Origin of the sequence: Bacillus sp. FSL K6-6038 (assembly GCF_038050455.1) — a bacterium.
GTDB classification, from domain to species: domain Bacteria; phylum Bacillota; class Bacilli; order Bacillales; family Bacillaceae_G; genus Bacillus_A; species Bacillus_A pseudomycoides.
Genome location: NZ_JBBOUH010000001.1, coordinates 2808088 through 2833354, shown reverse-complemented (window position 1 = coordinate 2833354; position 25267 = coordinate 2808088). Strand labels below are relative to the sequence as shown.

Below are 25267 nucleotides of genomic sequence, written 5' to 3'. Positions count from 1 at the left end.
AAAAACAACGATTAGAGTTTCACTTTATGAAGTTTGAAATGATATGTCAAGAAATACGGATGACTGCTCAGACCCATCAAGCTAAAATTAAGTGATTTTCAAACGGCAGCACAAATTGCTACGCAAATGGGGATGGCTGCTAATACAGTTTAAAGTGCAACAAGTAGGATTTAAATCTAAACTTTCTTTAAAAAGGTATTATGAATACTACAAACAAAAAAGATAAGATGAAGGTTTTTTATTTATTTTGGAGAATGTTACAAGGTTAGAATAAACATAACTAAAGATATCAGCTATTATAAGAGCAAAGAAATGATTAGGGAGGAGAATAAGATGAAAAAGGGAAAAGAGTTGCTTGCACTTCTATTTTCACTCGTTTTATTATGTTCCTGTCAGAACGATAAAGAAGAAGCAAAAAGTGAAGAATCAAAAGTTATGGACACTATTATGGAAACGGTAGATGATAAGGATTTCCTTAGTGCTTCCATGAGCGATACACCAAGAACAGTAGACTTAGAAATAGCTGATACTGTGAATACAAGTAAGTTAAAAAAAGCGATTAACACTCAATTAAAGAATCAAGATATAAGACCATATACAATTAATGTGAGTCAGAGAAATATGGACATTGTAAAGAAAGAGAGGCGATGGAGCGAAGTTTACAGTTCTATTTTTGATGAAGTGTTTACCAAAAATGGATACAAAGGTTTTGGAATTCAACCAGTTAATTTCGAATCGAACCAACCATTTACCCTTGCTATACATACTACAATAAATAATTCAGATCCAGGAGCCAAAGACTTTGGAAAGAAAATAGAAAAAGAGGTTGATGATTTACTAAAAACAAAGAAAGTAAACAAATGGATTGAAAATGATTTATATACTGTTGAAATTTATAGTCAAGATGAACAAAAAATCAACTAATAAATAACGATACCTCTAAGTATATAAGAGGTAATGCCAAATTAAAAAGACTAGGGTATATACCTAAGTAGTTCAGATAACGTGGAGAAAATCTAAATTCACAGTACAATCTTTGGCATAAAAAACTATGCAAATCGCAACAGAAATAACACTTAAATTAGTATACAAAAACGCACAGATTATATAATCTGTGCGTTTTTAATTCATATTTGAATTCTTACCTAAACTAATTCCTTATTAGCAAATAGATTTGTTCATTTAATCAAATTTAATTTCTTTGCTTGGATAAACATTAGCAAACCAACGTAACACACCATTATGATGGTTAATAATTTGTTCAGCAGTAATTTCTTCAGAATCCCACGTACTATGTATATCTGAAACTAAAGTAACCTTGTATCCCATACTAAATGCCCTTCTACAAGTTGTATCAACACACGCTTCGGTTTGTATTCCGTGACCGACAATCGTATATAACTTAGTTATCTATCCTTTTTTCAAATATACTTTTCACAAAACTTTCCTTGTGGTTGGTATATTCATTTATCCCCGTAGAATGGCTCTTTAAATAATCCAATTTTATGTTGATATATTCTTTGTATGCATTTTCATTCGCATTTAAATAATCTCTAAAAAAATTAAGTTTTTCCATAGTTCTTTTTCAAATTCTACAATGTGAATATAATGGGTTCTTTCTTCATAAGTGTTATCTGTAAATTTCGCAAATACAATTTCATTAGGTCTTTCTACTCTTAGCCGAAGGAATCCAATGCTCTTTAGCCCATTTATAATCGAAGGATTTAATATGCCCAAATCATCTACTGCTACTAATATGTCCAAAATGGTTTTTGCTAACATATCTTTGATTGCTGTACTACCGATATGTTCAATACGATTTTCACTAATACCTGTACATTGGTATATTTCCTTTTGTACTTTTAAAAATTCTGTACTCCAATCAGTGGTGTATGGAACTAATTTCACTTCATCTTTTTTTAATCCCAATTTCATTCTTTTCTCCCTCCAACATTAGAGATTATTAAATTAATTCTATGATTCATGGTTTAACTCTTCTCAAACTAACCTGTACCCTTTAGTTGAGCAAGTATGGGTATGACGTTCCCTTATAAAATGGTTTATATTTTTTTATAAACCTCTGCGTAAGCAAATTTTAGCTGCTCACGTAGTTCTTTATTTTCTTCATCCGATTTCTTGATTTTCCGTTTTAATGAAGCAATAATGGCGTCCTTATTGTTCTCATCCGTTTCCCGTTTAATTTGCTTTGGGGTAGAAACTTGGGCTTGTTGCTGACGTAAGGATTCAATCCGTTCGCGTATTCCAGTATTGTTGTAGAGTGTTGCTTTAGCAACACCTGCCTCACTTGCTACACTATTAAAATTGATGTTCTGATTGGCTCGCACGAGCCTTTGAATAGCTTCATCAATTTTTTGAGCGGTACCTGCCTTTCTGGATGCATGAATTGCTTTTAGCTGTTCTCTACGACCATAACTATTCATATTTCACACCATACTTTCTCTTTATACGATCTTGTCGGCCGAATATAATATTACCTTCTCGAATATTGTTCAAAATACCTTGATATCGGTGTAAATTTCGTTCATGTTTTTCAACCATATCCTCACGATTATGCTGTTTAGCTACTTCTACAGCCCTTGTTGTTGTTTTAATATATAACTCATATTTTTCAATATCTAGCTCTGAAAATCCAATCGCCAAGTCTTTGCAAGGGCTACCACTGTTGCATGTTAAATAAGGTGGCGCTTCCATATGTGGACAATCTCCTTTCAATCGTGCGTGACATGTTCCATAGGGATTGTCCATTGCATTTAATTTATGCTCTTGCCAGAGTGCTTGTAAGATATTCTCAGGAATATCTTACAAGCATTAATCTTTTGCACCTCACCATTCAAATCAAAGTTGAAAACTCCTTGATTCACAACAGATTCGAATGCTTTTCGTTTTGTCTCATCCAATAGCTTGGCATACCGTAAAGTCATTTCAGGAGACGCATGAGCTAGTAATTCTTGTACCGTTAAAATATCTGCACCGCCATTCAATAATTTTACAGCATATGTATGACGAAATTGATGGGGCTTAAAACGAAAGATATCACCATTTTCATCTGCAATATTTTTCTTTTCTGCTAGTTCATTCAAATGCCTTCGAATCCAACCTTGAGTATAGGGTTTACCTTTTCGTATCCCTTGATATCGTACAAAAATATATCTTTCTGGATTATTATCTTGTGTGCTATTTTCTTTGGAATATGAAATTAAAATTGAAAGAATTTTTGCGAGCTCCTCATCAATTGGGATTCGATGACCTTGTACAAACGTTTTTTCAATATCAGTTACAATAGAATATTTGCCATTCAATCTAGATGCCAAATATTAAATTTTCTAGTAACACCTATGGATGAATATGTTGAGGAATTATCTGCTGCTAATATCTCTCAAGATATAGTGAAGCTTTTAACTCGTATGACAAACAATATTGAAAAGGCTTTGTCACTAGCAAGTGAGCAGTGGTTCATAGACCTATATTTACAAACAGTCAGTTTGATGAAAAGTGTAATGAAGTCCACAGTTTTTATAGAAATAATAAGGTTATTAAAATTAATAGATACAAAAGAAAAGGAGTCCATACTTTTTAAATTTATAAATATATGGTTTAAAGATGTACTATATGCTTTAACGAGTAAGAAGAATTTCATATCCTTTCAAAGCCAAATAAATATTTTAGAGCTACATGCAGAGAAACTAGGAGTTCAAGGAATAGCTGATGCTATAGAACTTTTAGAAAAAGGTTACATAAGAAGACAAGCAAACGTTTCATTAAACCTTGTTTTACAAGAGATGTTTATTCAAATGCAAAAAAATATATATTTGGTCGCTTTGTAAGGAGGAGAATATATGTGGATAGATGAATTCGGAACTTCTTTTTATATTGCTTGATATACAGTCATGATGCTAAAATTAGGATAAAAATGTAAAGGTTGGTGCACTATGAAGTACGCCTTTGGATACATTCTACTGCTAATCAACACTTTGCTTGTAACTCCTATATTAAACCGGATGCTTACTAACCAAATTAGCCAGTGGGACGCCATTTCATACATATGTCCCTTGATTACAATTCTAGCTTTAATGCTTCTGCTCGGAAAGAATAAACCTAGAAATATTTACTGGAAAATTAATCTTATAGGACACATTATTGTTGGTTTAATACCAATTCTGTTTATGCTGTCCATATTCATCCGGTTTTAGAAGTAACATTTAGTCTGGAAGAAAATAATGATAGCTGATGCTGTTGCTGGATCAGTAGCATAGTTAGTACGGTTTGATATGCAAGAAACAAAGCTCTTATCACAGTTAGCACAACGATTTGAACTATATTTGTCATAGCAATCATCGTGGATAAAGCAACAACCATCAATTTTATTTTTAAGTGCTCCACCACCTGTTGCTTTACCGCAACCTTGTCCACACCATTTATATCCACCTGGTAAGCAGAAATCAAAGAATCCTTTTGCTTTATACATTTCTGGTTCAGCTTTAAGAGCTTCGAAAGGTCTGTCACCAGTGCTAAGCATATTTACCCAAGCAGCTTCAACATCTTGTTGGATTTTTTCAGAATAAGTAACAACGAATTGTTTTGTTTCCACATCATAACTTACCATTTTAATATAATGATGGCCATTTTCCTCAACAATCATATCTACAGTAGCTGTTTCAAAAGTTTTGCCTTCTTTATTTGTTGCAAGACCGAAAAGTAAGCGAATATTAGAGTTAGTATCTAATAAGTAATGAACCTCAGCTTTTTCTGCACGATCATTTAAAATGTCGTATTCAATACCTTTGTGCTCAAGAATAGTTACTTCTTTACCAAATTCTGCTTTCAAATAGCCTTGAAGCTCCTTGAATACTTTGTTCTCTTCCACAACTTGTAACTTGCCATTCAAGCTTTTCGCTTCGATTAATTGAAAGTTGTTAATTGCCATTTCCATAGAAAGTTGCTCCTTTAAATTTAATTGAGTAAGAAGTTGTGTACTCAACCTCTTCTAATAGTTAAAGGTGAAACGAATATTGGGAAATTAAAAAAAAGTTTCAAAAAAATAAATTTCACCTCTATGTAAAAGGAGGTTTTTATATGAGTACTGAAGTCGTTGTACCAAAAGTTTTGAAAACAACACATTCTCAAAAGAATTACGGAGTTTCTATTGTGAATGCAGAAGATTTTTGGCAAGAAGGATACAAAGGACAAGGGGTAAATATTGCGGTGATTGATTCCGGTTTTGACTATCACGTAAATGGGAAACGTGGGAGAATATGGAGTATGCAGTTACTCACTTAGATGAGACTCTTCTTGCTATGTGGAATACCTTATCAGATTCATTTATTAATGATGTAATAAATGGTGATGCTGAAAGTCGTGCAAAGTGGGGAAGTTATGCCCTAACACAAGCAGGATTAGGATTGATTGGTGATAAAGGGATAAGTAAAGTCACTACACTGGCAAAAGGTGCAAAATTTGCAAAAGTAACGAAGATTACAGCACCACTATTTTTATTTTTTCGAAATAAAATCTTGTCATTTTCCCTATGTCAATTTTATTTGTTGGTTTTTTTGAACATTAAATCAAAAAGAATCATATAAGTGTTTTTGCAAAATCAAAAGGAGCTATCTCATGTGAGAATAACTCCTTTTGAAAGTCATCAAATTATTTTTTGGATTTTGTTAGTTCTTTAGTCCCGCGTGTTCAATAATGCGCTTCATCGCTTGAATTTGCCCCAAATGATTTGCTTCATGCATTAATGTAAGGCCGGCTAATTCTCCAAAGGTTTCCAATCCCATAAATGATTTTTCCAGCGTTTCATTTAACTGTTCAGCAGGAATTTGTTGGAGACGAACTAATTGATCTTTCAACTCTATAATGAGTTTATCTACGGTAGGTACATCTCCCTTCCAATCAGCCGGCTTTGTACCGTTTCCAAATAATTCGATATAATTTGCAGGAAGATGCGTCGTTTTATGTGGAAAGCCGAGCATAAACTGTTCAGTAACCGTTAATACATGGCCGATATGCCATTGGATCGTATTGTTAAAACCGTCGGGCTGTACATTTGTTATTTCCTTCGAAAATGATTCTACGTTTTTAATAAAATAACTTCTTGTCATCGCAAATTGTTTGAATATTAGTTTATTCATACCTTACACCCCTTTCAAATCCCTCTCATTCATTAGCGTATTAAAAATCTGGATAAATTAGAAGTGACATGAGATAAAGATCGATTATATTCTATACGAATCATTCATATTGTGTAAAGCGGAATGACTTTATAAAAGTTACTTTATACTTTGGAATTGTATATAATGTAATTCTTTTTGGAATACCGTTGATTTCAACTTTTTTACTAAATCAATATGAGAAATTATTGTTTATAGATACTTTCTTGCATTCTTTTGGAATTTTAATGATGTTTAACTTGGTTGATTTACTCATTATAGATTGGCTTATATTTTGTTAGATTACCCCGAGATTTGTTGTTATTCCTAGTACAGAAGGAATGAAGGCGTATAAAAATTATAGGATGCATCTAAGAGGAGCTATAATTGGTATGCCTTTCCTCATAATAGTTAGTTTATTCATTGCAGGAATTGCCATAAATATTTAGTATGAGGAATATATTATATTTTACTTAGAGGAGATAAGGATGGATATTTTTATTAGAAAACTAGAAATCAAGGATTTGAATAAAATTCCTGAAATTGATGATAGTTTTACGGTTGATTCTAAGTTAGTTCTTTCATTAGAAGCGAAGAATCAACGAATAGAATACACAGTACGGGAAATACCAAGCTATGAGAAAACTTATTCAGAAGATATATATAAAGAGGATCAAGAGAATGATTTAGATTATAGTGAATATGTTAATAATCTAGATAAGATAATTTATTTGGCGTTTATGAATCACCAAATAATTGGAATGATTATATTAAAAAGGAACTGGAACAGTTTTGCCTACGTGGAAGATATAAAAGTGGATAAGCAGTTTAGACAACGTGGAGTTGGTAGGAAATTAATTGAGCAGGCAAAGCATTGGGCGCAAGCTTGTGAAATGCCAGGAATCATGCTGGAGACACAGAGCAATAACGTTAGAGCATGCAAGTTTTATGAGAACTGTGGATTTGTTATAGGAGGCTTTGATTTTCTTGTATATAAAGGCATTCATGAGCAAAATGATGAAGTTGCAATATATTGGTATTTGAGATTTAAAGACAGTCCGATATAACCTATAGTGCTTCACTCGAACAAAGAGTGTCTTTAGAGCTTTTCATGGCACTCTTTGTTCGTTATCATGCTAAAAAAAATTCTAAAGATACAAGGAATAGGTTAGTTCACCGTATGTGAGAATTTCATCATCGGTAAACCCCTGATTAGAATAGAATTTTTGACCCGAATCATTTTCAGGATGCACAGTTAAGCGAATGCGATGGCAAGATGGATGAACGATTTTTAAATGGTTAATTAACGCTTTTATTGCCGCGGCTCCAAATCCTTTTCTTTGATGTCCTTTGTCGATAAAAAAATGAAACAGCCAAAAGTCCTTTTGACAATCTAGTTCGTAATGTAGATTAAAGAAACCAACCATTTTCTCGTTATGATAAATTCCAAAAGGTTCAATCATTCTATCATCCGGCCTAATATACGCTTTAGCAAGTGCAATAGCAACAGGTGGTGTAACTTCAGAAACAAACTTTTGTTGTTTAATATTTACAGAAAGCGTGAGAGCCTCTCGCCAGTTGTCAGAAGTTATTTTTTTCAGAGTTACTTGAGACATAAGTTGAAACCTCCAGTTTAAATAGGGGATATGGGAAGAGCTATTGAACAAGCGTATTTTGCCCAGCAGCAATTTTCCATGATTCTTTTTCTTTAACCATCACATAAACAGCAAGGCTCCCTTGCTCATCTTCTATTATTTTTCCTTCAGAGGTTGTTGGGTATTGTCTAATATGTGCGATAGCTACATCAGAGCGAATAAAGTTAATACTTTCAACTGTATAACAAGCGTATGAGTCCCGAAGAGGTCCTGGTAAAAGAACTTTGTGTGTCTCATTGATTTGCTTCCAACCTGAAAGCCGCTTGCCAAATACATTGACCCATGTGGCATTTAAAGTGAAGTAGCGATCTAATTCATCTGCATCATGTGCATTAAATGCACTTTCTATTTCGGTGATCGTTTGCTGGATTGCATGTATTTCTCTTTGCTGATGTTCTTTGGAATCATAACCTTTAGACATATTCATTCCTCCAATGTTGGTTTGATATCTATAGATTACTAAAGTAAAGGTGCTATAACATCCAGCAATAGTAGCATTTTTTGAGGAGAGACTTATACGAAGGTATGATGGAAAGATGGTTTTATATACTTATATTTATATTTTTCTCTAAATCGAATTCGTTATCTAATAAGAGGAGTTAACTCAATGAGTCTAGGATATTATAACGTTATGAATAAGGAGGTGAAATATGTTATTTCAAAAAGGGAGTTTATCGATTAGATATGTTATAGAAGATGATGTGAATACCATTTCAAAATGGTTAACAAATCCAGAAGTTTTACAGTATTACGAAGGCAGAGATAATCCGCAATCTCCAGAGCAAGTTCGTACTCATTTTATTCATGACCCAAAGAGTGCTGAGAAAAGATGTTTAGTAGAACATGCTGGAGAACCGATTGGTTATATACAAATTTACCCGATAGATTCAGAATGGAAAGAGCTGTATGGATATAAAGAAGCCCAAAATATATGGGGCATGGATCAGTTTATTGGAGAACCAACATATTGGAATAGAGGAATAGGAACAGAGCTTGTGCAAGTTGCGATTACATATATCACCGAGGAGTTAGGGGCAGAAGCAATTGCAATGGATCCAAGAGTAAGTAATGAACGTGCTATGCGGTGTTATGAAAAATGTGGGTTTCAAAAGATAAAAAGGTTAACAAAACATGAACTTCATGAAGGGAAGCTTGAAGATTGCTGGATGATAGAGTATAGACGATAAAGGTATGTAGTGATTTTAATTTTATTAAAGTTACATATTATTAATATATATAAATCTACATTAAAAAGGGGAGCGATGTGTGATGAAGAAAGCTTTGGTAGTAATAGATGTTCAAGAAGGTATATATACAGCTCTACCCTTTGGATTTAGTATTTAAAGGGGTGTTATTTATTTTTGATGGGTTTTATAAGGATTATAGCTATTTTTCAAGATTAAAAATTGCTTTCCATTTTGTAGATTAATTACAATTATACTACGCCCTCCGCTATGCTTCGGTTGTGACATAATAAGAGGGCGTTAATTATGAATAATAAAATTTAATTAGGTAGGTGTGAATGGTGGTATATAAAGTGGAAGGTTTTAACTTTTCTGGGAAATATGACTGTTGGGATGGGTCTATAAACGTAAATTGTTCCGTTTCGTTTTTTGAACAAAAAAAAATTGAGATAAAGGGGTATTTAGAGAGTAATCAACCTTTAACAAAAGAATCTTATAATACGCTATGTTATTTAAAGGAACACTTTGATATTGTTTATGAAAATATACTAAAGGGTCTATTTGAATTGCAATGTAAAGATTTAATGAGTTACGAGATATATAATGAAAATGATCATTCCTTTAGTCCCATTACTTTTAATAATATGGAAGAAATCCATCCTTATATAGGAACTCCTACATTTGAGATTTTACCTGACTATACGAAGGATAACTATGCTTACTTTGCAATTTCATTTGATGAAGGTTGCTTGCTATCTATTGAACATGGTCTCATAGCTTTATTTTTTAAAAATGATATGATTCATATTCAGCCTTCTGATTCATATTGTATGCTTCAGATGCTTATGGATTACGAGGAAGATTGTGTAAAGTGGCAAAAAGATTTTTGGTTAGTGTGTTTTGAACTAGCTAAGAACAATTTATTAAACGATAGAGAATTGGTTAGAGCCAAGTGGTTGAAAAGTAAATAACCCTCTTAGTTTTTAAACAGAAATCTTAAAAACAAAACTGATGATAGTTTTTAGCGTTATAAAACCTAGCAGCATAGCGTTATGTTGCTAGGTTTTATTTTCTGTTATTGTTGCTTTGAATAAAGTCACGAAACTTCACCTCTTTCAATTAAAGAATTCTACGAAAGCTTCAAACAAACTTTTTATAAAATGGAATGTTTTTTGGTTAAAGTTATTGAAGTTCATGCAATTACTCCTGATATCCGAAATATTGAAGGATTACAAAAAAGATCAATCTTTTTATAAAAGAATAATCCGATTAAATACTATAAGAGCATGTTTTGATTAATCTTTTTTTCAAAACACGCTCTTTTCTTTTGTTCTTCTATTACGGTTAATAGCATTAATTTGATCAAACTTTATTCGAAACCTACAGTTTTAGATTTGGGAGGAAAGAGAAGTGTCATCAGATTTGATTAAAGGGAAATTAGTACATATGTGAGGTCATTTATGAAATGCTGCATTTCGAGAGTTTTTTCTCAATATTCAATTGCAGTTGGCTCTACAGGTAGCTTAGGCTTTCAAGTAATTGTACATATGTCAGTGGATGTAAAAGGGTGGAAGGAAGAATAGTTAGTGTAAAAGAAGGATGTCATTACCAGTGTAATGACATCCTTCTTTTTTATTTTTTCTTATCTTTATCTAAGATGTTTTGTTCTTCAGCAAATTCAGTTCCATACGCGAAGCGGCCATTCATATTAATTCGTTCATTGTTGAGCCGTTCATGCGTATGAGAAAAACGATGCACAAATACTTCAGATAATGTAAAGACAATAGCGGATAGAATGCTACCCCATGCAATCTGCATATAATTGTCCAATAAAATATTACCGAAAATCCACACACTTAAATATGTTAACAAAAAGTCAGCCATAATAGCGGCGGAATTGCCAATACGATTCAAAAGGATTTTATCAACAAACATATAAGAAACGATTGTTACAAACAGGCTAAAGGAAATAACATCAACAATTGTTGCATCAAAAAATAAATCAAGTCCGATAGCAAAAGCAATGATACACGATATAAATTTGATAAGCACAATCGTAAAATTACTCAAATTGCACACCTCCCGTTTTTTATATAGTTTTGGTATAAAACAAGAAGTTCATACATTTCTTATGTATGTACATAGTTGCAAATAAAATTTTTTCATGTTGAACATCTTGTCAAAATATTAAAAAAATAAACGAAAAATGTTATAGTAAAATGAGAGTGTATGACATTTTTAGGTAAGGGGGGATCCAAATGTGGATTACTTCAGAAGTAGAAATTCCAGATGAACTATTTGATAATCTTGAACAAGGAAGGCTTGTATTATTTGTCGGAGCAGGAGTTTCTATGAAAGGGAAATCAAACTTACCAAATTTCGATGATTTAGTTGATGAAATTGCGGAAGCTTTATATGTTGAAAAGCGTGAAAATACAGAACCGCATGATTATTATCTTGGAAAAGTTGCGAAGACGAAAGATGTACATCAAGTTGCACAAGATCTTGTTGATGTGAAAAATTCAAAACCGAATCCATTACACTATGCCATTCCACGGCTTTTTTCAGATGATATTGATGTTCGCATCGTTACTACAAATTTTGATCAGCATTTTACAAGTGTGATTCGGGAAATGAATCGAGATATTAATATATATTACGCACCTGCACTTCCAACAGGTAGAGCATTTAAAGGTTTAGCATATATACACGGCAATGTAGAACAGGAAAAAGAAAATTTAATATTAACGGATGGCGATTTTGGAAGGGCTTACTTAACAGAGGGTTGGGCAAGAAGATTTTTAGTTGATTTATTTTCAAATTATACGGTGTTATTCATCGGATATAGTCATAATGATCCTGTCATGAAATATTTAGCAACAGGTTTACCACCGAGTACAAAACGTTATGCATTTGTTGCGCAAGGAGATAATACATATCACTGGGAGCATTTAGGAGTAAGGCCCATTGTTTATCCAAATAAGGCGAATAATCATCAGGCACTTGTTCAAGCGGTGAAGCGCTGGGCTGAATTAATGGGAGATAACTATATTACAAAAAGAATGCGGATTCGTGATATCGTGACAGTTCCACCATCAGTTGAACAAGAGCAATTATCATATATAAAACAATCAGTAAAAAAAATTGAAACACTCCGGTATTTTATAGAATTTGCTCGCGATTATGGATGGGTAGAATGGTTAGAGGCAGAAGGCAAAATCCAAAATTTATTTTTGCTTTCCACTATTCATAGTGAAGAGGATGAATTGTTGGCCGAATGGCTCGTCAAACAATTTCTTTTTAGCCACCAAAAAGAATTATTTCAGCTTATTTATAAAAATCACTCAAAAATTTCTCCTTTGTTATGGCGAACGATTTGTACGTATTTAAACGAAACAAAAGAGCCAATTGAACCGCTATTATTTGCAAAATGGACATTGCTCTTACTGGAAACAGCAGAAAAAAATAGTAGCTCTATAGAATTGGTTTCATATTTGTTACATAAATGTTCCTTTCCTGATCATAAAGAAATTTTCGTCTTATTGTTGGCGTTTATTTTGGATGGGAAAATTAAATTAAAGCGTGTCAGAAGATGGGAACACGATATGCAAGATTCAATTGAATTAGAGGAGACAAGCCGTTTACCAGTTCCCGTATTTGCATTTGTACAAAGAATCTGGGATGAAAGAATGAAACCGCATATCGCATATTTTGCTGACCCAATTATGGTTATGGGGTTAGAAAAAATCCAAATGTTATTTTTAAGGCAGACTGCACTGCAGAAAAAGGACGGTGTGACATATAATACAGTCGAATTTTCAGAGTATGATTTACAGCCGAAAGATTTTACTTTTTTAATTCGTATTGTAAAAGAATGTCTCTCCTATTTATGTGAAAATAATAAGAGAAAGGCAAACTACTATATCGCCCAAATGATAGAAACAGATAGTATAGTACAAAAACGGATTGCAATAGCTGCGATGAGTAAAATTTCATTTGTAACTGACGATGAAAAAATCAAATGGCTACTAGAACAAAAATTACTTTTACATGTTACATATAGGCATGAAGTATTTAAATTTTTAAAGAAGCATTATCCATTTACCTCGGAACAAAGAAAGCAAGAAGTGTTACAAAAGGTTATGAAACACCTTGTTAATGAGAGGGCTTTTGATGCTTGCCTTATTATGGATTTACTTTATACATGTGATCCAAATAGTAATTGTACAGTACAAGCATATAAAAAAATGAAACAAAAACATCCTCATTTTTCCCCAGAACGTTACGGTGAAAAGCGAGTAGAGGATGCTGTACAAAGTATTACATGCAACGTAACAGCCGATGGATTATTGCAGTTGAAAGACCATGAAATGATGAAACAAGTTAGGCTTTTTTCTCATGATGGTATTTTTGAACAGCGTCATTTTTTAGAAATGTTATCAAAAGCATGTAAATTGGATACAGAGTGGAGTATTTCGCTTGCGTATCAATTAGTAGGGGAAAGTAATGTAAGTAATGAAGTATGGTTTGTCTGTATTCGGGCATGGAGAAATAATCGTAAGCTGACAAATCAACAAATACAAAAAATCATTCCACTCCTGCAACAATTTGTAAGAAATACATCTTTTCGTTGGTTAATTAGCAGTTTTCTTTATGAAATCAGCAATCGATTAGAAGAATTCCAAGAGAATAGTATACGTGTGGTGAAACGTTTTGCCTTTTCTTTATTTCCTCAAGTAATGAAAGGTGATCCGAATTTTAAGATAGAAGAGCATGATTTTTATAATGAATCTATTCAACATCCTATTGGAAAGATGACGTCAGTATTATTAAAGTTACTAGCATATGACCACTTATACGATCGGAATATTCACGAATACTTGTTTTTATTTGAAGAACAAATGCGAACATTTTCACAGAGTACAAACTTCATGTTTGCACGATTAACAGCAGATATAACATTTTTATATCATATTGAGAAACAATGGTGCAGAAAAAATTTGCTACCTTATCTCGATTTAAAAAAACAAGAAAAATCAATAAAATATGCATGGGCAGGACTTTGCTATACACAAATAAATTTACCGTTATTTACAGAGATAAAGCGACATATTAAATATGCAGTCGAGCATTTATATTTGTTACATCCACATACAAAAGAAGTATTCTTAAAGTGGCTCAGCTTTGTTTTTATTAAATGTGTATTATATTGGGAACAGCGAGCAGATTGGTTATATCCGCTTTTTATACAGGAAACGGAAAATGACAAAATTAAGTTTATGGAACATTTATGTTATTATGTGAAAACATTAAGCGTGAGAGAACAACAAAAATTTTGGGAAGCTTGGTTAGCTGGATTTTTAATTGAACGTCCAAAAATGAGTTCCGTAACTGGTAGGGAATATGTCATGTTTTTACGTTTTGTATTATGTATGGATGAAGTTGCCGAAAAAGGATTACAAACAATTCTTACTCGTTTCTCTCCACCATCAGAACGTTACGATCAAGCGGAAATGAAACAACTATTTTTGTCTATTTTGGAAAAGAAAAATAATATGAAATATCATGTAGAAGCCTATGGTGAGTTGTTTTTTTCGTTATTACAAAACCTTCATGAGGCAAATTCTTTTGAAAATGAAATCATTGAGATTAAACAATTGTTAACAGAGTACCAAGTGGAGAAACATTTGCTAATATCTATTCAAAACGAAATGATTCGTATTGGACTTGTGATGACAAATTTACAAGATTAATAGTGGGTAAAGAGTGGAATTTTAAAAAAATAACTAAAAAGGTGTTGACAGTATTTGAAAAAGCATTCTATAATACGAATCATAACTTATTCAATTTCAAAAACATTTGAATAAACAAAGTGCAATGAAGAGATCACAGTAGTGAGGATCTTACTGTAACAGAGAGCTGATGGTTGGTGTGAATCAGTACAGGGATAATCATGAATTACAGTCTTGGAGCATCTTTTTCGTAGTAAAGATTTGTTTTCTTTATGAAGGAAAGGCGGTCAAATGATCGTTAACAGTGAAGAGAGGTAGACGAAATAAGTCTACAACTAGGGTGGTACCGCGATAAATATCGTCCCTACTGATTGGATCAGTAGGGACTTTTTGTATTTTTGTGGCCCAACTTGAAAATGGAATATAACATGCGGTGAAAGGAAAAGAAGTAGTAGTTGTTTCCCTGTAACAGAGAGCTGGTGGTTGGTGTGAACCAGTACAAAGACAAGTGCGAATTACAGTCCTGGAGCATCTTTTTCGTAGTAAAGATAATTGTCTTTATGAAGGGAAAGACGGTCAAATGATCGTTAACAGTGAAGAGAGGTAGACGAAATAAGTCTGCAACTAGGGTGGTACCGCGATAAATATCGTCCCTACTGAGTAGATCAGTAGGGATTTTTTGTACACATAAAAGGCGGAATCGATCTCATAATAAGTTTTTGTGGAGTTTCAATTCAGAAAATAGGGAATTTTTATTCTCTTCACATAGTTTTAAACATTAAAAGGAGGATTTTAAAATGGCAAATCATGAGTTAGAACAATTACGTAAACAGGTGGATAAAATCAATTTACAGTTACTAGAGCTTTTAAATGAACGAGGTAAAATTGTTCAGAAGATTGGGGAACAAAAACAAGTGCAAGGTACGAAACGTTTTGACCCAGTTCGTGAGCGTGAAGTACTGGATATGATCGCAGAACATAATGAAGGGCCATTCGAAACTTCAACAGTTCAACACATTTTCAAAACGATTTTCAAAGCGAGCTTAGAATTGCAAGAAGATGACAACCGTAAAGCATTACTTGTTTCACGTAAAAAGAAAAAAGAAAATACAATTGTTGATGTAAAAGGTGAATTATTAGGAAATGGAACACAAACATTCATCATGGGTCCTTGTGCGGTAGAAAGTTTAGAGCAAGTTCGCCAAGTGGGGCAAGCGATGAAAGCACAAGGATTAAAATTAATGCGCGGCGGTGCTTTCAAACCGAGAACGTCACCATACGACTTCCAAGGATTAGGGGTTGAAGGCTTACAAATTTTACGCCAAGTAGCTGATGAATTCGATTTAGCGATTATCAGTGAGATTTTAAATCCAAATGATGTAGAAATGGCTCTTGATTACGTTGATGTCATTCAAGTTGGGGCACGAAACATGCAAAACTTCGATTTATTAAGAGCTGTGGGTAAAGTAAATAAACCTGTATTATTAAAACGTGGTTTAGCAGCGACAATTGATGAATTCATTAATGCAGCTGAATACATCATCGCACAAGGAAATGATCAAATTATACTATGTGAGCGCGGTATCCGCACATACGAAAGAGCAACGCGTAATACGTTAGATATTTCAGCAGTACCAATTTTAAAGAAAGAAACACATTTACCTGTTGTTGTGGACGTAACGCATTCTACAGGACGCAGAGATTTATTATTACCTACTGCAAAAGCAGCACTAGCAATTGGAGCAGATGCAGTCATGGCAGAAGTACATCCAGACCCAGCAGTTGCATTATCTGATTCTGCACAGCAAATGGATATTCCAGAGTTCCATAAATTCATGGAAGAGTTAAAAGGATTTAAAAATAAATTATCTTAATTTCATATTGAATATGCGTAGAAAGGGAAACAGTAGTGCTTATCTCCCTGTTTATAGAGAGCTGATGGCCGGTGAGAATCAGTACAAAGATAAGCATGAATTACAGCCCTAGAGCATCTTTTTCGTAGTAAAGATCATATCTTTATGAAGGGAAAGACGGTCTCATAGATCGTTAACAATGATAAGAGGTAGACAAAAAAATAGTCTACAATTAGGGTGGTACCGCGATATGAATCGTCCCTACTGAGCGCTCAGTAGGGACTTTTTTGTACAAAAAAATAATAAAGGGGTAAGAGAAATGAGATATATTACAGCCGGAGAATCACATGGTCCGCAGTTAACTGTTATTTTAGAAGGTGTACCTGCAGGATTATCGTTACAAGCAGAACATATTAATAAGGAATTATTAAGAAGACAAAAAGGGCATGGTCGCGGGAGACGCATGCAAATTGAAACGGATACAGTAGAGATTGTAAGTGGTGTGCGCCACGGAATAACACTTGGTTCACCAATTACATTAATCGTAAAAAATGATGATTTCAAACATTGGACGAAAGTAATGGGGGCTGAACCTATTTCGGAGCAAGAAAGTAAAGAAATGAAACGTACAATTACAAAACCACGTCCAGGACATGCTGATTTAAATGGTGCAATTAAATATGGTCACCGTGATATACGAAATGTTTTGGAACGTTCTTCTGCAAGAGAGACAACTGTAAGAGTAGCTGCTGGTGCAGTTGCAAAACAAATTTTAAAAGAATTAGGTGTGCAAATTGCAGGACATGTTCTTGAGATTGGCGGGATACAAGCAAATCGTGTAGGCCGACTACTAATAGAAGAAATTCAAACAATTACAGAAAATTCACCTGTGCGTTGCCTAGATAAAGAGGTAGAGCAAAAGATGATGGATGCTATCGATACTGCAAAAAGCAGTGGGGATTCAATAGGTGGAATTGTAGAAGTAATTGCGGAAGGGATGCCAATTGGTGTTGGTAGCTACGTACATTATGATCGTAAATTAGATGCAAAACTCGCGGGAGCAATTATGAGTATTAATGCTTTTAAAGGCGCTGAAATTGGGATTGGATTTGAGGCGGCAAGGCAGCCAGGAAGCTTAGTACACGATGAAATCCTATGGGATGAAGAAAAAGGCTATACAAGAAAAACAAATCATGCAGGTGGATTAGAAGGTGGTATGACTACAGGAATGCCAATTGTAGTAAGAGGTGTAATGAAGCCGATTCCTACATTATATAAGCCACTTGCGAGTGTAGATATTGATACGAAAGAAACATTCCAAGCAAGTATTGAACGATCTGATAGTTGTGCAGTACCAGCTGCAAGTGTTGTTGCAGAAGCTGTGGTTGCATGGGAGCTTGCGGACGCATTAGTTGAACAATTCGGAAAAGACCGCATGGAATTAATCAAGCAAAATATTACGCAGCATAACAAATATGCAAAAGAATTTTAAAAAGGATGGATGCCAGATGAAGGTAAAAGAGCAATTATCATCATTACAGCCATATAAACCAGGTAAATCAGCGCAGCAAATGAAAGAGATATATGGGGATCATTCATTTGTAAAATTAGCATCAAATGAAAATCCATTCGGTTGTTCACCACGTGTTATAGAAGAGTTGCAAAAAGCATGGCATGAACATGCCTTATATCCAGATGGAGGAGCTGTAGAACTTCGCCAAACAATTGCAGAAAAACTACAAGTTCAAAAGGAACAATTTATATGTGGAAGCGGACTTGATGAAGTCATTCAAATTATAAGCCGTGCGGTACTTTGTAAGGGAGATAATGTAGTAACAGCAGGAGAAACTTTCCCGCAATATCGTCATCATGCAGTTATTGAAGGGTGCGAAGTGAAAGAAGTAGCTTTAAATAACGGTGTATATGACTTAGACGAAATTTCTTCAGCGGTTGATAACAATACAAAAATCGTTTGGATTTGTAATCCGAACAATCCGACAGGCACATATGTAAATGAGCGAAAATTGACTCAATTCATTGAGGGAATTAGTAAAAATACGTTAATTGTCATTGATGAAGCGTACTATGAATACGTAACAGCAAAAGATTTCCCAGAGACATTACCGCTTTTAGAAAAACATAAAAACATTCTTATACTAAGAACGTTTTCTAAAGCATACGGATTAGCATCATTCCGTGTTGGGTATTCGATTGGACATGAAGAGTTAATCGAGAAATTAAATGTTGTACGTTTGCCGTTTAACGTATCTTCATTGGCACAAAATGCAGCAACGATTGCCTTAAGCGATGAGTCATTTATTGAAAAGATAGTACGTGTTAATACAGAGGGGCTGCAACAATACGAAAGTTTTTGTAAGAGAAATGAAATTCCATTCTATCCGTCGCAAACAAACTTCATCTTCTTGCCGGTAGATGATGCTGGAGAAATTTATGAAGCTTGCGCGCACGCAGGGTTTATTATTCGTCCGTTTCCAAATGGTGTCCGTATTACAATCGGAACAAGGGAACAAAATGAAGGAGTGATTTCAGTGTTAAAACAACACTTTGAAAATAAAAAACATAAGTCTCGAGATGAGGCCAATGTGTAAAAAGGTAGTATTAATTGGAACAGGATTAATAGGAGGCTCTCTCGCATTAGCAATTAAGAAAGAGCACGATGTAACGATAACAGGTTATGATTTATTTAAAGAGCAGGTAGAGCGTGCGAAAGAATTATATGTAGTAGATGAAGTAGCAATAGATTTACAGCGTGCATGTGAAGAGGCAAATTTAATTATTTTTGCCTCTCCAGTTGAAGAAACGAAGAAGTTATTACACAAACTAGCGTCATTTCGTTTACGGGATGATGTAATAGTGACCGATGTTGGAAGTACAAAAGGAACAATTATGAATGAAGCGGAAGCTTTATTTTCAAAGAAAGTTTCTTTTATTGGCGGACATCCGATGGCAGGGTCTCATAAAACTGGTGTTGAAAGTGCAAAGGCGCATTTATTTGAAAATGCATTTTACATTTTAACACCGATGAATCATGTGCCAAATGATCAAGTGGAAGAGCTAAAAGTATGGTTGAAAGGAACAGGATCACATTTTCTCGTCTTAAATACAGAAGAACACGATTATGTAACAGGAATCGTTAGTCATTTTCCGCATCTTATTGCGGCAGGTTTAGTAAAACAAGTCGAGAAACATGCAGGAGATAATCCACTCATTCATCAACTAGCTGCCGGTGGATTTAAAGATATTACACGTATCGCATCTAGCAGTCCGAAAATGTGGAGTGACATTGTAAAGCAAAATCGTGAGCATTTAATGGTATTATTAAAAGAGTGGATCTCTGAAATGGAAGAGTTATATAAGACGGTTTCTATAGGAGATGCAGGCGAAATACAAAACTACTTTGCAGATGCGAAAGAATATCGTGATTCTTTACCAGTTCGTAAAAGTGGAGCGATTCCAGCTTATCATGACTTATATGTTGATGTTTTAGATAAAGTAGGGGCATTAGCTCATATTACGAGTATTTTAGCTCATGAAGAAATTAGTATTACAAATCTGCAAATTATAGAAGCGCGAGAGGGATTACTTGGTGTGCTTCGTATTAGCTTCCAAAGAGAAGAGGATCGCTTAAAAGCAGTGATCGCATTACAAAAAGAAGAATACCAAACATATGAAACAATGTAATAAGGAGAGGATGACACCGTGAAGGAGAAAACGATACAAAATGTAACAAGTGGATTGCGAGGAACAATTAGAATCCCCGGAGATAAATCTATCTCACACCGTGCTGTCATGTTTGGAGCAATCGCGCAGGGAAAAACAACAATTAAAGGTTTTCTGCCCGGTGCAGATTGTTTAAGTACAATTTCTTGTTTTAGAGAAATGGGAGTAGAAATTTCACAAAATGGTGATGAAGTAATTGTAATGGGAAAAGGATTAGAAGGGTTACAAGAACCTAAAAATGTTTTAGATGTTGGTAATTCGGGGACAACGATCCGATTAATGTCTGGAATACTTGCGAACACACCTTTCCATTCCTGCATCCAAGGTGATTCATCAATTGGAAAAAGACCAATGAAACGTGTAACGAATCCGCTTGGACTTATGAGAGCGAAAATTGATGGTAGAGAAGAAGGGACGTTTACTCCGCTTACAATACGAGGTGGAAGTTTAAAAGCAATCGACTATACTTCACCTGTAGCAAGCGCACAAGTGAAGTCGGCTATTTTACTTGCGGGACTGACTGCAAAAGGTGTAACAACTGTTACAGAACCTCATATTTCAAGAGACCATACAGAAAGAATGCTTGAGGCGTTTGGCGTTACGGTAACTCGTGAAGATAAAACTGTGAAAATTGCTGGTGGACAAAAATTAATAGGGACTGATATACAGGTACCTGGTGATGTTTCTTCAGCGGCATTTTTCTTAGTTGCGGGAGCGGTTGTTCCAAATAGTAAACTTGTATTACAAAATGTTGGAATGAATCCGACTCGTACAGGAATTATAGATGTTCTTACTAAAATGGGTGCTAAGTTAGAAATACAGCCTATTAATAAGGATGCGTCAGAGCCAGCTGCGAATATTACGATTGAAACATCTTCACTTCAAGGGATTGAAATTGGAGGGGATATTATCCCAAGACTTATCGATGAAATCCCAATCATTGCGCTTGCAGCAACGCAAGCAGAAGGAATTACAGTTATCAAGGATGCACATGAGCTGAAAGTAAAAGAAACAAATCGTATCGATACAGTTGTAGCTGAATTAACAAAACTAGGAGCACGTATTGAAGCAACGGATGATGGAATGATTATTTACGGTAAGTCTTCGTTAAAAGGCAATAAAGTAAATAGTCATGGTGACCACCGAATCGGTATGATGCTTGGGATTGCGGGCTCTATAGCAGAAGGTAAAACAGTACTCGGAGATGCGGAGGCTGTTGGAGTTTCGTACCCTACATTTTTTAAGGAACTAAGCAAACTACAAACCGAATTGGAAAAAGCATAAAGTTTCACTTTATATGGTATACAGGGGACATGATAAAAGTGATTAGCTTAGTAAGCAAAGCTTTTTGTTTTATGGCAAATCTTTATTTGGAAGATAGTGTGTGTTATATCGAGATATAATAATTATAGAAAGGTCGATGTATATTTCATCGACCTTTCTAATTTTTTAGATAGGATTTTATCTGTATGAGTACGAATGTAATAAAGGGAATAGGAGGAGAAAGTCATGAAAGTAATTGAATTAGCAGAGCGACAATATAGAGAAGCGATTGCTTTATCTGAATATGCATTTCAATATAAGGTACCGGAAGATCAAATTGAAAGGCGTCTTACATTAATGAAAAAGCACCATCAACTGTTTGGGATTTTGGAAGGAAATCAACTTGCAGCAAAATTGCACCTTTTTCCATTCGAAATAAATATTGGTGATGAAATGTTTAAAATGGGTGGAATTGCAGGAGTAGCGACATACCCAGAGTATAGACGGAGTGGGCATGTAAAAGAATTACTGAAGTATGTGCTACAAAAAATGAAACAAGATGGATTTAGTGTATCAATGTTACATCCATTTGCAGTTTCATTCTATAGAAAGTATGGATGGGAACTATTTGCCAATCGTTTCATATGTTCCATGACGAAGAGTGATTTAGTGATGCAAAAGCATGTGAAAGGGAATGTGAGACGTTTTAATAAAGATTCACATCCAAAAGAAATAGAAGCAGTATATGAGCAATTTGCGAAGCGATTCGCTGGTATGCTAGTTCGAAGTACGGATTGGTGGACGCAAGCAGTTTACCATGATTTGACGGCAGCGGTCTATTACAATGAAAAAGATGAAGCTACTGGTTATATGCTGTACAAAATAAATGATTCAAAAATGACAGTGGAAGAATTTGTACCGCTAAATAATGAAGCTCGAAATGGACTTTGGAATTTTATTTGCCAACATGATTCGATGATAAAAGAGCTTAAGATGATACTAAGTGAAACAGAGCCATTACGTTATACTTTACAAGAGCCTCGAGTTAAGGCTGAAATTACTCCTTATTTTATGGCTCGGATTGTAGACGTGGAGCAGTTTTTAAATCAATATCCATTTGTTTGGAGTAATCAACAAAATAATGTCATTTTACATATTTCAGACTCATTTGCCGCGTGGAATAATGTGACGGTTCAATTACAGAATAAAGAAATAGTGATTGTTAATAAAGAAGAAACCGAAAAACAAAATAGTAGCGGAATCCATTTAAATATAAATGCGTTATCAACAATGTTATTTGGATATAAGCGTCCATTAGAGTTATACGAAATGGACCATATTTTAGGGAGTGAGGAAGAAGTAAAAACACTTGAACAGTTGATTCCATTACATAGACCATTTATTTATGATTTCTTTTAAAATTTCAAATAAAAAGCACGATTTGAAAAGTGCTTTTTATTTTGTTGAAATAGAAAGATGATTAGATATACCTTTAGATGCCTAAGTATGTTATAGTAAGTGAAGTATGTATATAAAAGTATCGAAATTGGAGGAAACACATGATTACAGTTAGTAACGTAGGATTGCGCTTTGCGGACAGAAAATTATTTGATGATGTTAACATAAAATTCACACCAGGTAACTGCTACGGTTTAATCGGAGCAAACGGTGCTGGTAAATCAACATTTCTAAAGATTTTATCTGGAGAAATTGATCCATCAACAGGTGATGTAAACATCACGCCAGGTGAGCGTTTAGCAGTATTAAAACAGAACCACTTCGAATACGAAGAGTTTCCTGTATTAGAAACAGTAATTATGGGCCACACACGTCTTTACAAAGTAATGCAAGAAAAAAATGCAATTTACATGAAAGAAGATTTCAGTGATGAAGACGGTATGCGTGCTGCAGAACTGGAAGGTGAGTTTGCTGAGCTAAACGGTTGGGAAGCTGAATCTGAAGCGGCAATCCTTTTAAAAGGCCTAGGCATTGGAGAAGACGTTCATGACAAAAAATTGTCAGAGTTAACAGGGGCAGAGAAAGTAAAAGTATTACTTGCTCAAGCATTATTCGGTCAACCTGACATTCTATTATTAGATGAGCCTACCAACCACTTAGACTTAAAAGCGATTCAATGGTTAGAGAACTTCTTAATGAACTTTGAAAATACAGTTATCGTTGTATCCCATGACCGTCACTTCTTAAATAAAGTATGTACGCACATGGCGGATCTTGATTTCGGTAAAATTCAATTGTATGTTGGTAACTATGACTTCTGGTATGAATCAAGCCAATTAGCATTAAAACTAACACAAGATGCAAATAAGAAAAAAGAAGAGAAAGTAAAAGAGTTACAAAACTTCATTGCACGCTTTAGCTCAAACGCATCTAAAGCGAAGCAAGCGACTTCTCGTAAAAAATTATTAGATAAAATTACATTAGATGATATTAAACCATCATCACGCCGTTATCCATTCGTTGGCTTCACACCAGAGCGTGAAGTAGGAAATGACTTATTAACTGTAGAAGGTCTTTCAAAAACGATTGATGGAGAAAAAGTGTTAGATAATGTGTACTTCACATTAAATAAAGGTGATAAAGTTGCATTTATCGGACGCAATGATATTGCAATGACAACATTATTTAAAATTCTTATGGGTGAAATGGAGCCAGATAGCGGTTCATTTAAGTGGGGCGTTACAACATCTCAAGCTTACTTCCCAAGAGATAACTCTAAGTACTTCGAGAACAGTGAATATAACTTAGTTGAATGGTTACGTCAGTTCTCTCCACAAGATGAAACAGAAAGTTTCTTACGTGGTTTCTTAGGTCGTATGCTATTCTCTGGTGAAGAAGTAAAGAAAAATGTTTCTGTATTGTCAGGTGGAGAAAAAGTTCGTTGTATGCTTTCTAAAATGATGTTAAGCGGAGCAAACGTATTAACACTTGATGATCCAACGAACCATTTAGACCTTGAGTCTATCACAGCATTAAACAACGGTTTAATCGCATTTAAAGGAACATTACTATTTACATCTCATGACCATCAGTTCGTACAAACAATTGCAAATCGTATTATCGAAGTGACGCCAAACGGTGTAATCGATAAAGAAGCGACATACGATGAGTTCTTAGAAAATGTAGAACTTCAAAAGCAAGTAGATGCAATGTATCAAGGGAAATAATCTGTAAAAACAAAACCCTCGCACTTAGAATAGAGCGAGGGTTTTGTTTTTTTACTATATGTACATCAATTAAAAAACCGACATAAAATCCCTTTTTTTAGGTGGGGGAGAGCATCTGGCCATGCATAGAAGCGGTCAGGGCCTTTTTCTGCCACGTGCGAAGTAAAAACAGAAAGAGCAAAAGCAAACGAGTGTAAGTTACTTTTTATTCTGCATAGCAGGGATTTAGATATCGAAAAATTAAAATGGATTTACATATAATGAAAAATTACATGTCTTTCCAAACGGAACCGGCCTGTTCAGATTAAATATATTCTTTTCGTATCACAAGGCTAATGTTAAATGAACAGGAGAAATAATGGAATTAAATGTTGTTTATAGAAGTTAATAATAAAAAATATGTATGTAAATTATAATTTTTTTACATATAAAGGATGCAGTAAGAAGAAGTTTTCTCAGAATGAATAAATTAGCAGCAATAAAT

Annotated in this window: 22 protein-coding genes, 4 pseudogenes and 3 other annotated features; of the genes and pseudogenes, 17 read left to right on the top strand and 9 right to left on the bottom strand. The window is 34.4% G+C overall.

Translation table 11 applies throughout. From position 1 onward, the window contains the following. Nucleotides 1–333: 333 nt before the first annotated feature. The gene (locus NSQ40_RS14710) at nt 334–924 is read left to right on the top strand and encodes a DUF4030 domain-containing protein (RefSeq protein WP_033796223.1); all 591 of its coding nucleotides are present in this window, start codon (nt 334–336) and stop codon (nt 922–924) included. A gap of 258 nt (nt 925–1182) precedes the next feature. Here NSQ40_RS14710 and NSQ40_RS14705 read toward each other — a convergent pair whose 3' ends face one another. From NSQ40_RS14705 to NSQ40_RS14685, 4 genes and pseudogenes are all read right to left on the bottom strand, one after another. Beyond that, a complete protein-coding gene (locus NSQ40_RS14705) occupies nt 1183–1392 on the bottom strand; it encodes an isochorismatase family protein (protein WP_080547217.1) in 210 nt (69 codons plus the stop codon). A gap of 10 nt (nt 1393–1402) precedes the next feature. Beyond that, a pseudogene (locus NSQ40_RS14695) lies at nt 1403–1935 on the bottom strand (GrpB family protein). A gap of 125 nt (nt 1936–2060) precedes the next feature. After that, nucleotides 2061–2441, bottom strand: a complete 381-nt coding sequence (locus NSQ40_RS14690; protein WP_033796224.1) for a DUF6262 family protein — start codon at nt 2439–2441, stop codon at nt 2061–2063. After that, nucleotides 2434–3323, bottom strand: a pseudogene (locus NSQ40_RS14685) (tyrosine-type recombinase/integrase); the annotation flags it as partial. The gene NSQ40_RS14690 and the pseudogene NSQ40_RS14685, both read right to left, overlap by 8 nt. A 33-nt stretch (nt 3324–3356) precedes the next feature. Between NSQ40_RS14685 and NSQ40_RS14680 the strand changes: the two are divergent. Continuing rightward, on the top strand, nt 3357–3845 hold the full coding sequence (locus tag NSQ40_RS14680; RefSeq protein WP_003198403.1) for a hypothetical protein: 489 nt from the start codon (nt 3357–3359) through the stop codon (nt 3843–3845). A 362-nt stretch (nt 3846–4207) separates the two neighbouring features. On the opposite strand, the gene NSQ40_RS14675 is transcribed toward NSQ40_RS14680, so the two are convergent. Continuing rightward, entirely contained in the window at nt 4208–4999 is a 792-nt protein-coding gene (locus NSQ40_RS14675; protein WP_224796086.1) for a hypothetical protein, read from the bottom strand. Between the two features lie 95 nt (nt 5000–5094). On the opposite strand from NSQ40_RS14675, the gene NSQ40_RS14670 reads away from it, so the two are divergent. Both NSQ40_RS14670 and NSQ40_RS14665 read left to right on the top strand, forming a co-directional pair. Beyond that, nucleotides 5095–5298, top strand: a complete 204-nt coding sequence (locus NSQ40_RS14670) for a hypothetical protein (RefSeq protein ID WP_003198407.1) — start codon at nt 5095–5097, stop codon at nt 5296–5298. Next, nucleotides 5253–5480 (top strand): annotated as a pseudogene (locus tag NSQ40_RS14665) (hypothetical protein); the annotation flags it as partial. The gene NSQ40_RS14670 and the pseudogene NSQ40_RS14665, both read left to right, overlap by 46 nt. 201 nt (nt 5481–5681) lie before the next feature. Here NSQ40_RS14665 and NSQ40_RS14660 read toward each other — a convergent pair. Next, nucleotides 5682–6152, bottom strand: coding sequence for a DinB family protein (locus NSQ40_RS14660; RefSeq protein WP_006095154.1), 471 nt, complete (start codon nt 6150–6152; stop codon nt 5682–5684). A 134-nt stretch (nt 6153–6286) separates the two neighbouring features. On the opposite strand from NSQ40_RS14660, the pseudogene NSQ40_RS14655 reads away from it, so the two are divergent. Then, a pseudogene (locus NSQ40_RS14655) lies at nt 6287–6619 on the top strand (nitroreductase); the annotation flags it as partial. A 39-nt stretch (nt 6620–6658) separates the two neighbouring features. Then, nucleotides 6659–7237, top strand: a complete 579-nt coding sequence (locus NSQ40_RS14650; RefSeq protein WP_003207472.1) for a GNAT family N-acetyltransferase — start codon at nt 6659–6661, stop codon at nt 7235–7237. A gap of 81 nt (nt 7238–7318) precedes the next feature. Here NSQ40_RS14650 and NSQ40_RS14645 read toward each other — a convergent pair whose 3' ends face one another. Together NSQ40_RS14645 and NSQ40_RS14640 are read right to left on the bottom strand one after the other, a co-directional pair. Further along, a complete protein-coding gene (locus tag NSQ40_RS14645; RefSeq protein WP_003207475.1) occupies nt 7319–7786 on the bottom strand; it encodes a GNAT family N-acetyltransferase in 468 nt (155 codons plus the stop codon). 40 nt (nt 7787–7826) lie between these two features. Beyond that, entirely contained in the window at nt 7827–8246 is a 420-nt protein-coding gene (locus tag NSQ40_RS14640) for an SgcJ/EcaC family oxidoreductase (protein ID WP_033796227.1), read from the bottom strand. A 229-nt stretch (nt 8247–8475) separates the two neighbouring features. Here NSQ40_RS14640 and NSQ40_RS14635 point away from each other — a divergent pair, with 229 nt between their 5' ends. The 3 genes from NSQ40_RS14635 to NSQ40_RS14625 all read left to right on the top strand — a co-directional run bounded on the left by NSQ40_RS14635 (nt 8476) and on the right by NSQ40_RS14625 (nt 10592). Continuing rightward, complete coding sequence (locus tag NSQ40_RS14635; protein WP_003198417.1) at nt 8476–9012, top strand: GNAT family N-acetyltransferase; 537 nt, start codon at nt 8476–8478, stop codon at nt 9010–9012. Between the two features lie 350 nt (nt 9013–9362). Next, entirely contained in the window at nt 9363–9980 is a 618-nt protein-coding gene (locus NSQ40_RS14630) for a DUF6985 domain-containing protein (protein WP_239500270.1), read from the top strand. A 489-nt stretch (nt 9981–10469) separates the two neighbouring features. Continuing rightward, nucleotides 10470–10592 carry a hypothetical protein gene (locus tag NSQ40_RS14625; RefSeq protein ID WP_003198421.1) on the top strand — a complete coding sequence of 41 codons (123 nt, stop codon included), beginning with the start codon at nt 10470–10472 and terminating at the stop codon, nt 10590–10592. 49 nt (nt 10593–10641) lie between these two features. Here the strand turns inward: NSQ40_RS14625 and NSQ40_RS14620 are convergent, their stop codons facing one another. Beyond that, nucleotides 10642–11079 (bottom strand): YndM family protein, encoded by a 438-nt coding sequence (locus tag NSQ40_RS14620; RefSeq protein WP_018765744.1) that lies wholly within the window; start codon nt 11077–11079, stop codon nt 10642–10644. A 188-nt stretch (nt 11080–11267) separates the two neighbouring features. On the opposite strand from NSQ40_RS14620, the gene NSQ40_RS14615 reads away from it, so the two are divergent. From NSQ40_RS14615 to NSQ40_RS14580, 8 genes are all read left to right on the top strand, one after another. Continuing rightward, nucleotides 11268–14762, top strand: a complete 3495-nt coding sequence (locus tag NSQ40_RS14615) for a DUF4020 domain-containing protein (protein ID WP_098159296.1) — start codon at nt 11268–11270, stop codon at nt 14760–14762. Between the two features lie 115 nt (nt 14763–14877). Further along, nucleotides 14878–15110, top strand: a binding site (T-box leader). A 55-nt stretch (nt 15111–15165) separates the two neighbouring features. Then, nucleotides 15166–15399: a binding site (T-box leader), on the top strand. Nucleotides 15400–15538: 139 nt separating this feature from the next. Continuing rightward, nucleotides 15539–16615: a bifunctional 3-deoxy-7-phosphoheptulonate synthase/chorismate mutase gene (locus NSQ40_RS14610; RefSeq protein ID WP_003198427.1), complete on the top strand. Its 1077-nt coding sequence runs from the start codon at nt 15539–15541 to the stop codon at nt 16613–16615. A gap of 9 nt (nt 16616–16624) precedes the next feature. Then, nucleotides 16625–16860, top strand: a binding site (T-box leader). A gap of 53 nt (nt 16861–16913) precedes the next feature. Next, nucleotides 16914–18086 (top strand): chorismate synthase, encoded by a 1173-nt coding sequence (gene aroC / locus NSQ40_RS14605; protein WP_003198429.1) that lies wholly within the window; start codon nt 16914–16916, stop codon nt 18084–18086. Between the two features lie 16 nt (nt 18087–18102). After that, nucleotides 18103–19203 carry a histidinol-phosphate transaminase gene (gene hisC / locus NSQ40_RS14600; protein ID WP_003207486.1) on the top strand — a complete coding sequence of 367 codons (1101 nt, stop codon included), beginning with the start codon at nt 18103–18105 and terminating at the stop codon, nt 19201–19203. Beyond that, nucleotides 19196–20296, top strand: a complete 1101-nt coding sequence (tyrA, locus tag NSQ40_RS14595; RefSeq protein ID WP_033796228.1) for a prephenate dehydrogenase — start codon at nt 19196–19198, stop codon at nt 20294–20296. The genes hisC and tyrA overlap by 8 nt, the downstream gene beginning before the upstream one ends. Before the next feature lie 18 nt (nt 20297–20314). After that, nucleotides 20315–21619 (top strand): 3-phosphoshikimate 1-carboxyvinyltransferase, encoded by a 1305-nt coding sequence (gene aroA, locus NSQ40_RS14590; protein ID WP_003198435.1) that lies wholly within the window; start codon nt 20315–20317, stop codon nt 21617–21619. A gap of 225 nt (nt 21620–21844) precedes the next feature. After that, on the top strand, nt 21845–23017 hold the full coding sequence (locus NSQ40_RS14585) for a GNAT family N-acetyltransferase (protein WP_099000015.1): 1173 nt from the start codon (nt 21845–21847) through the stop codon (nt 23015–23017). A 140-nt stretch (nt 23018–23157) separates the two neighbouring features. Then, nucleotides 23158–24783: an ABC-F family ATP-binding cassette domain-containing protein gene (locus NSQ40_RS14580; protein WP_003198439.1), complete on the top strand. Its 1626-nt coding sequence runs from the start codon at nt 23158–23160 to the stop codon at nt 24781–24783. The last annotated feature ends 484 nt before the right edge of the window (nt 24784–25267 follow it).

What these genes read in the sequence shown, in the direction of transcription:
- NSQ40_RS14710 (WP_033796223.1), top strand. Translation starts at nt 334, where the DNA reads ATGAAAAAGGGAAAAGAGTTGCTTGCACTTCTATTTTCACTCGTTTTA.
- NSQ40_RS14690 (WP_033796224.1), bottom strand. Translation starts at nt 2,441, where the DNA reads ATGAATAGTTATGGTCGTAGAGAACAGCTAAAAGCAATTCATGCATCC.
- NSQ40_RS14680 (WP_003198403.1), top strand. Translation starts at nt 3,357, where the DNA reads ATGGATGAATATGTTGAGGAATTATCTGCTGCTAATATCTCTCAAGAT.
- NSQ40_RS14670 (WP_003198407.1), top strand. Translation starts at nt 5,095, where the DNA reads ATGAGTACTGAAGTCGTTGTACCAAAAGTTTTGAAAACAACACATTCT.
- NSQ40_RS14660 (WP_006095154.1), bottom strand. Translation starts at nt 6,152, where the DNA reads ATGAATAAACTAATATTCAAACAATTTGCGATGACAAGAAGTTATTTT.
- NSQ40_RS14650 (WP_003207472.1), top strand. Translation starts at nt 6,659, where the DNA reads ATGGATATTTTTATTAGAAAACTAGAAATCAAGGATTTGAATAAAATT.
- NSQ40_RS14645 (WP_003207475.1), bottom strand. Translation starts at nt 7,786, where the DNA reads ATGTCTCAAGTAACTCTGAAAAAAATAACTTCTGACAACTGGCGAGAG.
- NSQ40_RS14640 (WP_033796227.1), bottom strand. Translation starts at nt 8,246, where the DNA reads ATGTCTAAAGGTTATGATTCCAAAGAACATCAGCAAAGAGAAATACAT.
- NSQ40_RS14635 (WP_003198417.1), top strand. Translation starts at nt 8,476, where the DNA reads ATGTTATTTCAAAAAGGGAGTTTATCGATTAGATATGTTATAGAAGAT.
- NSQ40_RS14625 (WP_003198421.1), top strand. Translation starts at nt 10,470, where the DNA reads ATGAAATGCTGCATTTCGAGAGTTTTTTCTCAATATTCAATTGCAGTT.
- NSQ40_RS14615 (WP_098159296.1), top strand. Translation starts at nt 11,268, where the DNA reads ATGTGGATTACTTCAGAAGTAGAAATTCCAGATGAACTATTTGATAAT.
- NSQ40_RS14610 (WP_003198427.1), top strand. Translation starts at nt 15,539, where the DNA reads ATGGCAAATCATGAGTTAGAACAATTACGTAAACAGGTGGATAAAATC.
- aroC (WP_003198429.1), top strand. Translation starts at nt 16,914, where the DNA reads ATGAGATATATTACAGCCGGAGAATCACATGGTCCGCAGTTAACTGTT.
- hisC (WP_003207486.1), top strand. Translation starts at nt 18,103, where the DNA reads ATGAAGGTAAAAGAGCAATTATCATCATTACAGCCATATAAACCAGGT.
- tyrA (WP_033796228.1), top strand. Translation starts at nt 19,196, where the DNA reads ATGTGTAAAAAGGTAGTATTAATTGGAACAGGATTAATAGGAGGCTCT.
- NSQ40_RS14585 (WP_099000015.1), top strand. Translation starts at nt 21,845, where the DNA reads ATGAAAGTAATTGAATTAGCAGAGCGACAATATAGAGAAGCGATTGCT.
- NSQ40_RS14580 (WP_003198439.1), top strand. Translation starts at nt 23,158, where the DNA reads ATGATTACAGTTAGTAACGTAGGATTGCGCTTTGCGGACAGAAAATTA.